12 protein-coding genes and 1 pseudogene are annotated in these 12,869 nt (G+C 41.2%); 3 read left to right on the forward strand and 10 right to left on the reverse strand.

The features are described 5' to 3' along the window. Positions 1-442: 442 nt before the first annotated feature. A pseudogene (locus tag ECA1_RS15910) lies at positions 443-1,693 on the forward strand (IS110 family RNA-guided transposase). Between the two features lie 201 nt (positions 1,694-1,894). On the opposite strand, the gene ECA1_RS15915 reads toward ECA1_RS15910, so the two are convergent. From ECA1_RS15915 to ECA1_RS15925, 3 genes are all read right to left on the reverse strand, one after another. After that, positions 1,895-3,094: a 3D domain-containing protein gene (locus tag ECA1_RS15915; protein WP_060793032.1), complete on the reverse strand. Its 1,200-nt coding sequence runs from the start codon at positions 3,092-3,094 to the stop codon at positions 1,895-1,897. 205 nt (positions 3,095-3,299) lie between these two features. Beyond that, the gene (locus ECA1_RS15920) at positions 3,300-4,067 is read right to left on the reverse strand and encodes a putative ABC transporter permease (protein ID WP_060793033.1); all 768 of its coding nucleotides are present in this window, start codon (positions 4,065-4,067) and stop codon (positions 3,300-3,302) included. A 138-nt stretch (positions 4,068-4,205) separates the two neighbouring features. Beyond that, positions 4,206-4,583 carry a DUF7006 family protein gene (locus ECA1_RS15925; protein WP_016608130.1) on the reverse strand — a complete coding sequence of 126 codons (378 nt, stop codon included), beginning with the start codon at positions 4,581-4,583 and terminating at the stop codon, positions 4,206-4,208. 486 nt (positions 4,584-5,069) lie between these two features. On the opposite strand from ECA1_RS15925, the gene ECA1_RS15930 reads away from it, so the two are divergent. Next, positions 5,070-5,693, forward strand: a complete 624-nt coding sequence (locus ECA1_RS15930) for a hypothetical protein (RefSeq protein ID WP_060793034.1) — start codon at positions 5,070-5,072, stop codon at positions 5,691-5,693. A 62-nt stretch (positions 5,694-5,755) separates the two neighbouring features. On the opposite strand, the gene ECA1_RS15935 is transcribed toward ECA1_RS15930, so the two are convergent. From ECA1_RS15935 to ECA1_RS15945, 3 genes are all read right to left on the reverse strand, one after another. Then, positions 5,756-7,633, reverse strand: coding sequence for a glucosaminidase domain-containing protein (locus ECA1_RS15935; protein ID WP_060793035.1), 1,878 nt, complete (start codon positions 7,631-7,633; stop codon positions 5,756-5,758). A 33-nt stretch (positions 7,634-7,666) separates the two neighbouring features. Beyond that, on the reverse strand, positions 7,667-9,154 hold the full coding sequence (locus ECA1_RS15940; protein WP_060793036.1) for a C40 family peptidase: 1,488 nt from the start codon (positions 9,152-9,154) through the stop codon (positions 7,667-7,669). A gap of 366 nt (positions 9,155-9,520) precedes the next feature. Next, positions 9,521-10,141, reverse strand: a complete 621-nt coding sequence (locus ECA1_RS15945; RefSeq protein WP_060793037.1) for a TetR/AcrR family transcriptional regulator — start codon at positions 10,139-10,141, stop codon at positions 9,521-9,523. Positions 10,142-10,251: 110 nt separating this feature from the next. On the opposite strand from ECA1_RS15945, the gene ECA1_RS15950 reads away from it, so the two are divergent. Then, positions 10,252-10,854: an ECF transporter S component gene (locus ECA1_RS15950; protein ID WP_005234954.1), complete on the forward strand. Its 603-nt coding sequence runs from the start codon at positions 10,252-10,254 to the stop codon at positions 10,852-10,854. Between the two features lie 131 nt (positions 10,855-10,985). Here ECA1_RS15950 and ECA1_RS15955 read toward each other — a convergent pair whose 3' ends face one another. Genes ECA1_RS15955 through ECA1_RS15970 form a run of 4 tightly spaced genes read right to left on the reverse strand, consistent with a single transcriptional unit; the run spans position 10,986 to position 12,707 of the window. Further along, on the reverse strand, positions 10,986-11,345 hold the full coding sequence (locus ECA1_RS15955) for a DUF1304 domain-containing protein (RefSeq protein ID WP_016613516.1): 360 nt from the start codon (positions 11,343-11,345) through the stop codon (positions 10,986-10,988). 2 nt (positions 11,346-11,347) lie between these two features. After that, positions 11,348-11,635 (reverse strand): putative quinol monooxygenase, encoded by a 288-nt coding sequence (locus ECA1_RS15960; RefSeq protein ID WP_016608137.1) that lies wholly within the window; start codon positions 11,633-11,635, stop codon positions 11,348-11,350. A 14-nt stretch (positions 11,636-11,649) separates the two neighbouring features. Continuing rightward, on the reverse strand, positions 11,650-12,285 hold the full coding sequence (locus ECA1_RS15965; RefSeq protein ID WP_008378805.1) for a nitroreductase family protein: 636 nt from the start codon (positions 12,283-12,285) through the stop codon (positions 11,650-11,652). 14 nt (positions 12,286-12,299) lie between these two features. Beyond that, positions 12,300-12,707, reverse strand: a complete 408-nt coding sequence (locus ECA1_RS15970; RefSeq protein WP_008378808.1) for a MarR family winged helix-turn-helix transcriptional regulator — start codon at positions 12,705-12,707, stop codon at positions 12,300-12,302. Between the last annotated feature and the right edge of the window lie 162 nt (positions 12,708-12,869).

Here is a 12,869-nt window from a genome sequence, read left to right on the forward strand (position 1 = left end):
TGAGGTTCATTCTGACCCAGATTTGATTTTGTACAACTCATCAGTCCTCGTAAAATATATTTTGCCAAGTAAGTTTCTTTTAAAGTGTTTATAAAACACAAATTTTTTTGAATAACACATTCCTTCCGGAATTTGTTTCGTTATTGTGTGATTTCTCAGAGTACAATGGATATATGGAAAGGATCCAACGGGAATTTGCTAATCAGTCCTGTAGCTTTGTCTACCTTCATAAGTCTGTTACCAAAAGCACTGTGTTTACTACCAACTCATTAGCTGTTTCGATAAAGTGCTAGACTTCCAAATAGTAGTTTGGAAGGCAGCTTCTAGCCCTTTTATCACCGTATTCTATTAGGCGAGGTCGTAGCCACACAGTGAGTTTCTGGGGAATCCCACAGTATCGAAGCATTTTCCACAATTTATATTGAAAGGAGGTCCTTATTCCATGAAATTATTTGTTGGTATTGACGTTAGTTCTGAAAAATTAGATGTTTGCTTCCTAACAGATGACGATCAGCTATCTATATTGACTGAAAACTCTGTTGCTAATGACATTGAAGGCGCTTCATTAACACGAGAACTGATTCTTGAGTTCAATGAAAACTATCACTTCGATCAAATCGTTATTGGGATGGAATCAACGTCCATGTACAGCTTTCATCCTTCGATGTTTTTCCATGAAGATACAGTGCTAAAAAAACTCAATACACTTGCGACGATTGAAAATCCTTTTCGAATGAAACAATTCAGTCGCATGTTTGATGAGGATAAGACTGATCGAAATGACGCGTTTAGAATTGCTGATTTCTTGCGTATTCAATGGTTCACAACTTCTCCTTTCAAAGAAGAGAAGTACATGGCTTTACAGCGCTTAACACGCACTTGCTATCAACTCATTAAGCAATTGACTCGTACAAAACAACACTTTCTGGAAAATCTAACGTACAAATGCAATACACTTGCTCGAGAAATGCGCGACGAATCGACAAGTCTCTTTAGTGCCACTGTCATTACTCTTATGACAGAGGACTTCACACTAGATGAATTGGCTGCGCTTCCTTTGGAAGCCTTCTGTGACTTACTACAAGAAAAAGGAAAAGGTCACTTTAAAGATCCAGAAAAAATTGCCAAATCGATTCGACGTGCAATTACCATGAGTTATCGTTTAGGTAGTCTTGCACAAGAATCCATCAATGTCGTTCTAAGTGTTCTTGTACGTGAAATTCGTGCACTTGAAAAGAGCATCAAAGACTTGGATAAAGCAACCGAGCAATTAGTTGTCGTTATTCCAGAATATCAATGTTTGACCAGTGTTCCAGGTATTGGAAAGGTGTACGCTGCTGGATTAATCGCTGAAATCGGTCAAATTGAACGATTTAAAGACTAAACAAAATTGGCAAAATACGCAGGCTTATGTTGGAAAGTCAAACAATCTGGTAACTATCAGTCACAAAATACACCTCTGACAAAACAAGGGAATCGGTATTTTAGATACTACTTAGTTGAAGCTGCCAACTCTGTAAAAAACTATCTTCCTGAATATAAAGCTTTTTATCAAAGCAAATGTAAAGAGGTCCCAAAACATAAAAACAAACGAGCACTTGTCTTAACCGCAAGAAAATTTACGCGTCTGGTGGATACGCTACTACGTAACCATCAACTATACACGCCACCAAGGAGCGTGATAGATAAATAACATTCTGTTATTGACGCAAACCTTTGAAATACCCCAAAAAAATTGATTTTGGCCGGGGCTAGTTAAGTGCGCTTCAAAACAGGTTACACAATAAAAATATTCTCAATCTTCAACTTGACTTATTATCATTAGACTTATTGACAAAGAGCCCGAATTTTTTGCAAAAAAAGAAGACCTCAGGGATCAGGTCTTCTCTGTTGCTTAATCTAATATTGTCACTTTTACTTGACGACGTCCCCATTGGATACATTGTGCGACGTTATCAAAGTGAACATCAATGATGTTTCCTTTGATCGCGCCACCAGTATCAAGCGCTAGTGCTACGCCATAGCCTTCAACATTGACTAAGGTGCCTAAGGGAATCACGCTTGGATCAACGGCAACTGCCATTGGATTTTTACGTAAGTCTGTACCACTTGCTGTAAAGAAACTAGAGCCAGCTTCTTTATACGAGTAAGCAGTTGATTCCATCATCAATGTTCGACCACTACTTGTATTGCTGTTGTTGCTATTGTTATTACTGTTGTTACTTGTATTGCTTGAGCTGTTAGTTGAGCTATTGTTGTTGCTTGAAGAGCTACTCGATGATGAGCTGCTGCTTTGAGTCGTATTGCTACTAGATGAAGCAGACGCTTGGGATTCAGAAGCGCTTGAACGTTCCGCAGCTTGGGCTGCTTCTTTTTCAGCTTTTTCTTTCGCTGCTTGTTCCGCCGCTTCTTTGGCTGCTCGTTCTTCTGCTGCTTTTTCAGCAGCTAAGCGAGCTGTTTCAGCTTCTTTGCTGGAAGCGATTTGTGCCAAGGTTGCTTCGTTTTCTTTCAATTGGGCTTGTAGATTCGCAATTTTTGAATCCAGTGTTTTGGCTTCTGATTCTAATGCGGTTTGATTTTCTTTCAATGATTGCTGTGTTGACTGTGCTTTTTCTTCTAAAGCTTCCAGCTTTTCTTTTTCTGCTGTCAATGAATCGATCTTTTCTTTTTCCAAGTTTTGTAACATCGTCATCGCATAGGCACGATTGATAAAATCTTGGATGTTGGATGATTCTAATAGTACCGTCCAATCTCTGGTAGCCCCGCCATTGACTTGGATGTCTTTCATACGTTCCGCAACGACAGCTTCACGCTTTTCAATTGTTTCTTGTGCAGTTTTGATTTCTGCTTTGGTTGTTGCTAATGATTCTTCATTTTCAGCGATTTGAGCTTTTAGCTCTTCTACCTCACTGTATTTCGCATTCACATCAGTCAATGCAATCTGTACTTCCGTACTGATTTCCTGACTTTGCTGCATGACGGCACTTTCTTGCTCTTGCAATGATTCAAGTGACTCAGCCTGCGCAAAGATTGGAGAAACGATTCCTGCCGCAAAGACAGCGACAACGATTGTTCGTAGTTTCTTTGCCTTCAAAAAATTCCCTCACTTCTCACTATGGTTTCCAACATATCCTATTATACAAATTCTTAAGAAGAATTTTATTGCAGGACCTTTACAATTTGTTACAAATTATCGTAAAAGTGGGTGTTTTCATCGTCTTTTCCGACTGAAATCAGTCAGAAGTGGGAAGAATCAGCATTGATAAGGGTTTATTTTTTGTAATCTAACCGTAACAAACCTATTTTTTCTTACGGATCGCTTCAATAAATCGAGACAATTCCTGACTGCTTTTTATCTGATTGATTTCTAACTTTTGAAAGTTTTTTAAGAGTCTTCTTTGATGGAAATTCAATCTCGGTAGATTTTGTTTTAAAACGCGCCATTCTTCTGGAAACGCTGCGAAGCGCCCTTGCCAATCGTTTTTATATTGCTCAATATTTTCAGCCAATTCTTTTTTGTGCTGTTCAAAGGCTTGATTGACTTGTTGCACTGCTTTTTGAAAGGCAACCAAGTTAGCAAGGGTATAGCCCATATCAAAAGAAAGAACCATTAATAAGAAAATGGGCAATAAGAATCCGCCCCGAGCAATCAAGGTTTGTACGATCTCCAGCATTTGCGGATGAACAAATCGAACAATCAGCACACAACACACGCCCCAAAAAAGAGAAATCGGCAATGCCACCCGTCCATTGATATTCAGTGGTACCTCTTTATAATCCCACCATGAAGCATGAAAAAACCGCTCAAGTAAATAACTTGTCACATATTCAAGCACGGTGACCAATAACGCTGCCGCAAAGAACAGTGGAATCACTTGCTCATGCAATGGCCGTAACAAATAGACAACGCCAAGAATACCAAAGCCGTAGATGGGTGTGATCGGACCAATAAGGAACCCCCGATACACAAAGTGCTTGGCTTTTAGCGAGCAATAAATGGTTTCCCAAAGCCATCCGATAAATGAGTACAAGAAAAACAATAAAATGATCCGTTCAAATTGAACCATACCTCTCCGCTCCTTTTCAAACTGTCGCAATGATTTGTGCAATCGTACTTGTCATCACAATCATACCACAAATCAATCGGTCTTATTTTGAATCAGTGCAGTAGCTTATTCCTCGTTTGAACGTTTTTTTTTCGTTGCTTATTGATCACCAAAAATAATTGATGGGTGCACTTGTTCTTTCAAACTATAGCCACACAGTTCTTTGTTAAAGGTAAAATGATCTTGTTCCACATTGGCAATGATCTCATCTTCTGAAAATCCATGAAAATCGTAGTCATTGATGTAACTTCGAAGTAATACTAATTTTGCATCGATCAAGAGAACTCTTTGGATATCCATCCAAAAAGCCATGTCTTTGTTTTTCAATATTTTTTTCAATTCTGCTTCCTGTGCTAACCAGTACGCATAGACTGATGGCATTTCATCTTTAATGGTTTCAGCAGATAATCCTTCTCTCATTTTTACTAAATACTCATTTACTGATTGATAAAACAATTTCCTTCCCCCTAGTTCCATTATTTTTAAACGTTGATCCTATGTTTCTTCTATTTCTTCGCCACTTTAAGCTATCTTTCTCTATCCAACTGTCGCTAATGTCGCTTTTTTTGTATCGAAAGAAGCCATAGTATTTCGCAACAAAATTCTGACAATTATTCAAAACAAATAGATACATAAAAAACACACTATTATTTTATAGATATAACCGACACAATTTTTAACTTCACTATTCTTTTAATGCTTCCTTTCTTTTCTAAAGCATAGCAAAAGTCGCCCCGTATTTATAATCAACTTTTGCATCAATCTAAGAAAAAAGTGAAAATAAGCGGTAACAGTCAGTTATTTCCGCTTCATTTTTTAAATTTACTATTTAACAATCCTTTATTTTTTTCTATTCATGCAATAACTGAGAATATTTTATTGCGTTATTTCCTTTCCTATTATACGATTAACTAAATAATGTTGGTTATTTGAAAATAAAAAACAAAGGGGAACGTGAGAATAATGAGAAAAAGTGTTGTTTTTAGTTTATTGGGGTTCACACTTCTTTTTGCTGGCTGCACGCCAAAAGAGGAGAAACCAGCTTCAGAAAGTACGGAAAATGCAAGCGCTACAAGCTTATCTATGACATCATCAACCGAAGTCGCCCAAGAATCGACGGTCTCTTCCAGTGAAACGGCTTTACCTAGTTCAGAACAAACCATCACAGGCGTTAGCGGAACAAACTATACCATCGATTTACCTAGCAATTGGCAAGAGGTACCTGATTTCACTTCATTGAATCCTGACAATGATTTTATGTTGTCCGATGCGTTAGAAACGAAATATTTAGCTGCAGTCGTTGAATCGAAACAGGATTTTGCCGATTTAGAAACTTACCTCGGATTGGTTCAAGAAAATTTGGCAACAAGCTTCGATACGACGGCCACCTTTTTACCAATTCCTGACACAAAGGCCTATTTCGTTGATTTCCCAGCGACAGTTGAAGGGCTAAATATCCACTATATTTATTATGTACTTGAAACCGAAAATAATTACGTTCAGTTGTATGGCTGGACGTTAGAAAGCTTATATGACTCTTCAAAAGAGGAACTAACAGCGATCATGAACAGCTTCAAAGAAGAATAAACAAAATATCTGTACCCATTTTGGCAAATAGCCAGAAAAATGGGTACAGATATTTTTTCTTTTTATCTACGGACTACAAGACGTTGCCCTACCAGAATCAATGAGCCAGAAAGGTTATTCCATTGCATCAACTGATTCACAGTCACACCGTAGCGTCGCGAAATCCCCCATAGAGTGTCTCCCGAACGTACAGTATAGGTGGAGCTGTTTGATGAGGAAGCGTTCGTTTCTTGAATGTACGCTGCACTTACCCAGCCACGCCCTTCAATTCGATACCAGACATTGTTGCCATTGACACTCGTTCCCGTCTTTTGCGCAACTGCACGAAAAGAGGAGTTGTTTAACAAAGAACCAACAATTCTGGCACTGGTAGACGCATCAGAGCGAATATTCAATGTTGCGGTAGTGCGAAACTCTTTGTTGATGCTTTGTTCAGAGCTATTACTTCCAGCGGTCACTTCTGTCACGTACGCAGCGCTCACCCAGCCGCGTCCTTGGATTCGATACCACACATTGTTGCCGTTGACACTCGTTCCCGTCTTTTGAGCGACTGCTCGAAAGGTTGCATTGCTTGCCAAGGAGCCGACAACAGAAGCGCTAGTCGATGCGTCGGAACGGATATTCAAGGCAGCGGTGGTGCGAAACTCTTTGTTGATGCTTTGTTCGGCACTGTTGTTACTGTTATTATTATCGTTGTTATTACCATTATTATTGTTGTTATCATTCCCACCCGTATTCGATGAGATCTCCGTCACGTGAGCGGCACTTACCCAGCCACGTCCTTGAATTCGGTACCACGTCGTATTGCCGTTCACACTGGTGCCGCTTTTTTGCGCTACTGCTTCAAATGTTGCATTGGCAGCCAATGAACCCACGATCGAGGCGCTGGTGGAAGCATCCGAACGGATATTGAGTGCTGCATTTGTTCTGAATTGCTTATTGATCGCCTGTTCAGAATTGTTATTGTTGTTATTGTTGTTATCGTTTGAACCGCCACCACTTGATGTATCGTACTGGGTCAAATTGTACGTTTCAATCAAGTTGTTTAGCTTACTTGCATAAGCCGTGTCGGTGGCATAGCGTCCTTGCAGCCATTGTGTCGCGTCACGATAAGAATTCGTATTAGACTTCCATGCCCCATGGTAGAAGAAAACACCCGGCGAAAATGAGGTGGTTCTCAAAACGTGCGCATTGTCTTGAAAAGATTCTTTTAATGAAGGGTATTTACGAAACTTCGCAATAATCGGATAGAGATTGCCATTCCCGTCATCTTCCAAGGTTTGCATCTCTACAAATTGTCCATTGTAAGATCCCTTGATACCAAACATATTATTGGCAAGAGTAGTCAGCGTGGATTGCCCCCAACCTGATTCTAAGATCGCTTGTGCAATCATAACTGAAGCGTAGAGGTCATTTGCCCCCGCCACTTCTTGTGCCATTGGTCCTACTTGCTGAATAAATGCTTGCTGATTATTAGAACGTGCCATTGGATTGTTGTAGTTGGGCATTACCTTCGTTTCAATGGCGATCCGCTCTTCTTCTGACAGAACAGGAATGTCACGATCGATTTCTGCTTCATTCTGTTCAGAAGCATCATCTGCTGGTTCATTTTCGGGTACGTCTTGAATTTCTACTACATCCGAACTTTCAGCTTCTGATGGTTCGGTACTATCTTGCGTTGCTGGTGATCCCTCGTTCACTTCTTGATCTTCTACAATGCTCACGGAATCTTGCGTCGATGTGTCTTGGGTTGACTCTGCTGTTTCAACTACTTGAACACCATTTTGGGTTTCTGCTGACTCAAGTGTATCTGCTAAGACATTCATCGGCAAAATATTCACCGTACTAACAAGTGCAGCGGTTGCCGCCGCACTTTTACGGTAAAGAAGCCCTCTTTTTTGTTTCTTCGCACGATAACGAAGCTGTTTTCTTTCTTCCATTTGTCTCTCCTTAAAACTACAGCTAGCTACTTCTTACATTCTTACTGCAAAGCTAGGTGTAAAATGAGCGGTACTGCCAACAGAAACATTTTGTCCTGGGCGTGGTGCATGAATGTATTGTCCGCCACCTAAAGCAATGGCTACATGATAGGTGCTGCCTGATGAACCCCAGAATAATAGATCTCCTGGTTGTGCTTGGCTAACGGAAATCACTGTACCCGCTGTTTCTTGTGGTACCGTCCATCCACCAATATCTCTCCCTGTTACTTGTAAAAAGACATAGCGAGTAAACCCAGAACAGTCAAAGCTGTCCGGTCCTTTGGCACCCCAAACATAGGGTTTTCCGATATGCTTATAAGCTTCTGCCACGATTGCAGCCCCATTTGTTGATGCTGGTGCAGAAGGTGCTGGCGGCGTCACGATCGGTGCTGGCGGCGTCACGATCGGTGCTGGTGACGGAGCAGGCGTTGGCGCCGGTGTTGGTGTAACGGGCGTCGGTGCTGGCGTTGGTGCAGGAACCGCAGGTGCACTGTCCGCTGGCGTCTCTGGTGCTGGAGGTGTCACTGGTGTTTCTGGCTCTTGAATTTCAGGTGTATCTACTGGTGCTTCTTCTGGAGCCTCTGGTGTTTCAACTGGTTCAGATTCTTGCGTTTCCTCTGGCTGCGTTTCTGCTGGTGCTGCTGGCTCTTCCGCTGGCTCTGGGCTCTCTGCTTCTGCGTCAGCTTCGGTGCCCTCTGCTTGAACAGCCGCTTCATTCAAGGCTGCTGCTTCCGCTGCAGCTTGTTCTGCCTGCTGTTGCGCCGCTTGTTCCGCTTGGGCTTGTAAAGCAGCAACACGGGCAGCTTCTTCACGAATTCTTGCTTGCTCCGCTTCATAGGCTTCTTTTTCCGCACGCAGCTGTTCTTTTTCTTCTTTCGTTGCTTCTTCGTAGGCTAACTGACTAACCAAGACATTTAATTCTGCTTGGCTTGCTTCCAAGACACCTTTTTGTGCTTCCAGATGGCTCTGTGCTGCTTGCAATTCTGCCACTTTTTCTTGTGATTCCGCACGCTTTTGTTCAACTGCTTGTTGGTCGGCTTTTTGTTGTTCGATCACTTCATTATTCGCTCGAATGATCGTCGTCATGGCATGGACCCGACCCACTAGATCACTGACAGAATCAGCTTCTAGTACGGCTGTTAGAAAATTGTCGCCTTTTCCATTGACTTGTGTTTCTCTGGCTTGCTTTTCGATGTTTTCTGAGCGTTTGGCAATCCGCTCTTCTAACTGACTGATTTCCTGATCCAATCCTTCGATCGCTTGCAACAAATCACTTTGCTGCGCTAAAATGATTGCTGCTTCTTGATTTAATGAATCAATTTCCCCTTGTACGCTTTGACGTTGCTGTCTCAACTGATCAATCTCGTTATTTTTTTGTTCGATCAATTGATCGTGATTCGTAGCAAAAACGGTCACAGGTCCGCCGAATGATGACAATACAATGCCACACATACACACTGTTGCAAAGATTTTCTTCTTCATCTGATCCTCCAAATTCAATTTTAAAACTTTTTTTTCATTTATTTGACCATTTTCATTTTACCATAGTTCAGCAACAAACCCATTCCGTAAGCGATTTACATTTTAGTTACACAAATAAACTCTGTTTTTTTATTGCATGTTCTCCACTCCTATGCGATCGACACGCCACGTGAATGCCTATATATCACCTATTCAAGAAAACTTCATAGAAAAAGTCTTTTTTCTTAAGAAAAAATAAATAATGTTGTAGATTTCACTTTTATTACATTAATTTTCTGCAAAATATGCTTGATTCACAAAAATTTTACAGACGAAAAAAGCTCCTTCCTAGTGTTTACTAGAAAAGAGCGAGTTTTTTTGTCTTAGTTATTCGCGATAAGGGAGTAGTTGTCTCATTACAGCGATTTGGTCATCAATGGTCTGTTCTGTGATGTGACCGGTCAGAGCCAAAATCCCCAATCCTTCAATCACGAACATATAGTTTTCTGCAATCACTGCCAAGTTTTCATCTTTTAACACGCCTTGCTGAACGCCGACTTGAAAGATCTCATGGATCGTCCGTTTCGTCTCAGAAAGTTGTGCTTGCTGCAGTGAACTGGAGGCTTCGGTTTTATGCGTATAGTAATACTCGTAGACGGCTCGCAGCATACCGTCAGAAATGCTGTGGAGTAGACGCTTGCGATGGTCGGAAAAATATTTGTTTAAAATCGTTTCAAAGGGCACTTGCTCCATGATCATCTCTCGTACATCATCAAATTTTCGTTTGGAGCGCTGCTCTAACACTGCCAAAAAAATCTCATCCACCGAACGAAAGTATAAATAAATGCCGCCACGACTAATGCCGCACTCTTCGATAATGTCCTTCATTGTCGCATCGATCAAGCCTTTCTTACTAAAGACGACTTTGGCACTTCCAAGAATCAAATCACGCTTTTGTTGTTTTTTCTTTTCCGCTGTAGTCAATTCGCTCTGTTGCTTCTTTGCCATTTTTTTGGCTCCTTTCATCACATTATTAATGACACTCGTGTCATTTTGTTGTATAATCAACCTAACTTAAAAATGACACGAGTGTCATTATAAAAAAAGGAGTTTTTACAATGAATACAAAAAGCAAAACCTATCGCCTTGTCATTCGTGCCATTTTGACTGCTATTATTATTTTACAAACGATGGTGCCTTTCCTTGGATTTATTCCGATCGGTATCACTAGTTTAACGATCATCCATATCACGGTGATCGTCGCTGCCATCGTTTTAGGGACAAAAGACGGGATGTTCATCGGCTTAGTCTGGGGTATTTTTACCATGATTCGTGCGTTTACCTCTCCGACAACGCCCTTAGACATTGCCGTTTTCACCAACCCAATCATCTCGGTGGTTCCCCGTGTATTGGTTGGATTAGTGGCTGGTCTCTTGTTTACGATCATTTACAAAAAGACCAAAAAAGTCGTCGCTGCTTCGATTGTTGCAGCAATCTTTGGGACCATCACCAATACAGTTTTGGTCTTAACCCTAATGGGAACCTTATATACTGGCTTAGTTGCCAATACCTATGGTGTCGATGCTTCGGCTTTATTCGTGACCCTCGGTGGAATTGCTATAACGAATGGAATTTCTGAGGTGATCACAGCTGCGATCTTAACACCCATTCTAGTAAAAGCCTTATTTGCAGCAACCAGCTTACGTCCCGAAAATCGTTAGTCTCTTCTCTTATCCTATCATTTTTTTCACGTTCTGAGTACTCTTTGCCCAAACATTATAAGCCCCCGATCGAAGAAAGCTTCTATTGTATAGAAATGCTTTCTTCGATCGGGGGCTTCTTCTTTTATTGGTTAAAAAAAGGTGGATAGCAAGGCAAGGATCGCTAGACCGCCTTGGGTCAAAATAATTTTCTTGTCGCTAGTCACACTACCATATGCAGCTACTAAGATAATGTAGATCAACAGCAAGCGACTGATTTCCAATGGCGCTGAAGCAAAGGTAATACTATACAGTAACCCCAAACCGATCAGCCCATTGTAAACTCCTTGGTTTTTGAACAAGGTCACGACGATCGGTCGTTCAAGTTCTGCTTTCGTCACGTTGAAGACCCGCGCTGTTGCTTTGGACGTAGTGGCAAATGTTTCTAAATATAGAATATAGAAAAATTCTAAGGCAACCAGTACAATCAAAATCGTCGATAAAATCGTCATCCTTATTCTCCTTGATGAGCGACAACGATCTCGCTCGGTTTGGCTGCAAAGTCAGGCATTTGTTGGAATAATTGTTGCAGCAGCGGGTTTTGATTGTGGGCGGTGATCGCTTCTTGATTCGCCCATTTTTCGACCATGACAAACCGATTGTTCTCTTCCAATGATTCATAGAGATGATAGCCGTGGCAGCCTTCCTCAGCTCTCGCCGATGCTAATAATGGCGTAACAGCGGCTAAAAAATCTGCCCGCTTTTCTTCTTTGATGTAAAACGTTGCATTAATGATTTCCATCGTTTTCCCTCCTCTTATAGAAATGTCGTAATTTGTTCTGCGTCTAACCGAACGGATTCATAGCCTAATTCTTTGGCTTTTCCGACTGAAAGGATCATGACAGGAACATAACGCTCTTTGTCTAAGCCAAAAGCTTCGGCTAATTGATCTGCTTCAAAGCCGCCGATTGGGTTGGTTTCATAGCCATGCGCCCGCGCAACTAACATAAATTGCATGGCAGCTAAACTAGCGTCGATCTTCACCACATCATTCATTTGTTCTTTTGTAAGATTTTCGTAATGCGGAATGATCGCTGCTAGTTGTTGGTCACGTACTTCTGCTGGCATTTTGCCTTCTGCTACTGCTTTGTTATAAATTTCTTCCCCAAGTTCATGACAAAGCATATCGCCAAAAATCAAGACCATTGCAGAAGAGGTATCATTTTGACGGACGTTGAAACGAATCAACGGTTTCAATTTTGCTTTTTGCTCATCGCTTTCCACAACGACAAAGCGCCAAGGCTGCATATTGACTGAGGAAGGTGCTGTCGTTGACTCTTGGATCATGGTCAACATTTCTTCATGGGGGATTTTGTATGTTTCATCATAGACACGAACCGATTTTCGGCCAAAGGTGATCTCTGAAAAATTGTTATTGCTATATTCTGTCATGGGTTTGCCTTCTTTCATGGAACTAATTTCATAAGTAATGTTAGAAGCTGTGCTTCTTCTTCTTCGGTCAAATTGATGCCTAACGACTCCTCAGAACTGGCATGCTTTGAAGCACAACTAGCCAAATCGGCTTGTGCTTTCGGTGTCAAAGAAACAAAAATCTCGCGGTTATTGTCTTTGTTTCGTTCCCGTGTCACAAATTGTTTTTCTTCGAGAATCTTCAAATGCCGAGTGACCGCTGCACTATCGATCTTCAATTCATTCTGTACTTGATTTTGGGTACAGCGTCCTTGCTCATTCAAAAACTGCAGCAACTGATAACGGGTCAGACTAAAGCCAGTCTCTTTTTCAAAGATCGCCGTTAATTCTTGATTCACGATTTTCATCCGATACAGCAATCCGCTAAGCTCACGTAAATTCATTGCATAAACCGCTCCTTTCATCGTTGACTTGTCAACTGTTGACTAGTCAAGTATAAATCATTTTCTTTTGCTTGTAAAGAGTAAGCAAAAAAGACCCGCAGCTAGGGGAACCTCATCAAGAATCGAATCAGAAATTCTTTGATGAAGGTACACCAGCAGGCT

The organism is Enterococcus casseliflavus NBRC 100478, assembly GCF_001544095.1.
Classification (GTDB): Bacteria; Bacillota; Bacilli; order Lactobacillales; family Enterococcaceae; genus Enterococcus_D; species Enterococcus_D casseliflavus.

Excerpts from the sequence above, each read along its gene's own strand:
- ECA1_RS15925 (WP_016608130.1), bottom strand. The coding sequence starts at position 4,583 with ATGGAACTAGGGGGAAGGAAATTGTTTTATCAATCAGTAAATGAGTAT.
- ECA1_RS15955 (WP_016613516.1), bottom strand. The coding sequence starts at position 11,345 with ATGACGATTTTATCGACGATTTTGATTGTACTGGTTGCCTTAGAATTT.
- ECA1_RS15950 (WP_005234954.1), top strand. The coding sequence starts at position 10,252 with ATGAATACAAAAAGCAAAACCTATCGCCTTGTCATTCGTGCCATTTTG.
- ECA1_RS15965 (WP_008378805.1), bottom strand. The coding sequence starts at position 12,285 with ATGACAGAATATAGCAATAACAATTTTTCAGAGATCACCTTTGGCCGA.
- ECA1_RS15970 (WP_008378808.1), bottom strand. The coding sequence starts at position 12,707 with ATGAATTTACGTGAGCTTAGCGGATTGCTGTATCGGATGAAAATCGTG.
- ECA1_RS15930 (WP_060793034.1), top strand. The coding sequence starts at position 5,070 with ATGAGAAAAAGTGTTGTTTTTAGTTTATTGGGGTTCACACTTCTTTTT.
- ECA1_RS15960 (WP_016608137.1), bottom strand. The coding sequence starts at position 11,635 with ATGGAAATCATTAATGCAACGTTTTACATCAAAGAAGAAAAGCGGGCA.
- ECA1_RS15935 (WP_060793035.1), bottom strand. The coding sequence starts at position 7,633 with ATGGAAGAAAGAAAACAGCTTCGTTATCGTGCGAAGAAACAAAAAAGA.
- ECA1_RS15920 (WP_060793033.1), bottom strand. The coding sequence starts at position 4,067 with ATGGTTCAATTTGAACGGATCATTTTATTGTTTTTCTTGTACTCATTT.
- ECA1_RS15945 (WP_060793037.1), bottom strand. The coding sequence starts at position 10,141 with ATGGCAAAGAAGCAACAGAGCGAATTGACTACAGCGGAAAAGAAAAAA.
- ECA1_RS15940 (WP_060793036.1), bottom strand. The coding sequence starts at position 9,154 with ATGAAGAAGAAAATCTTTGCAACAGTGTGTATGTGTGGCATTGTATTG.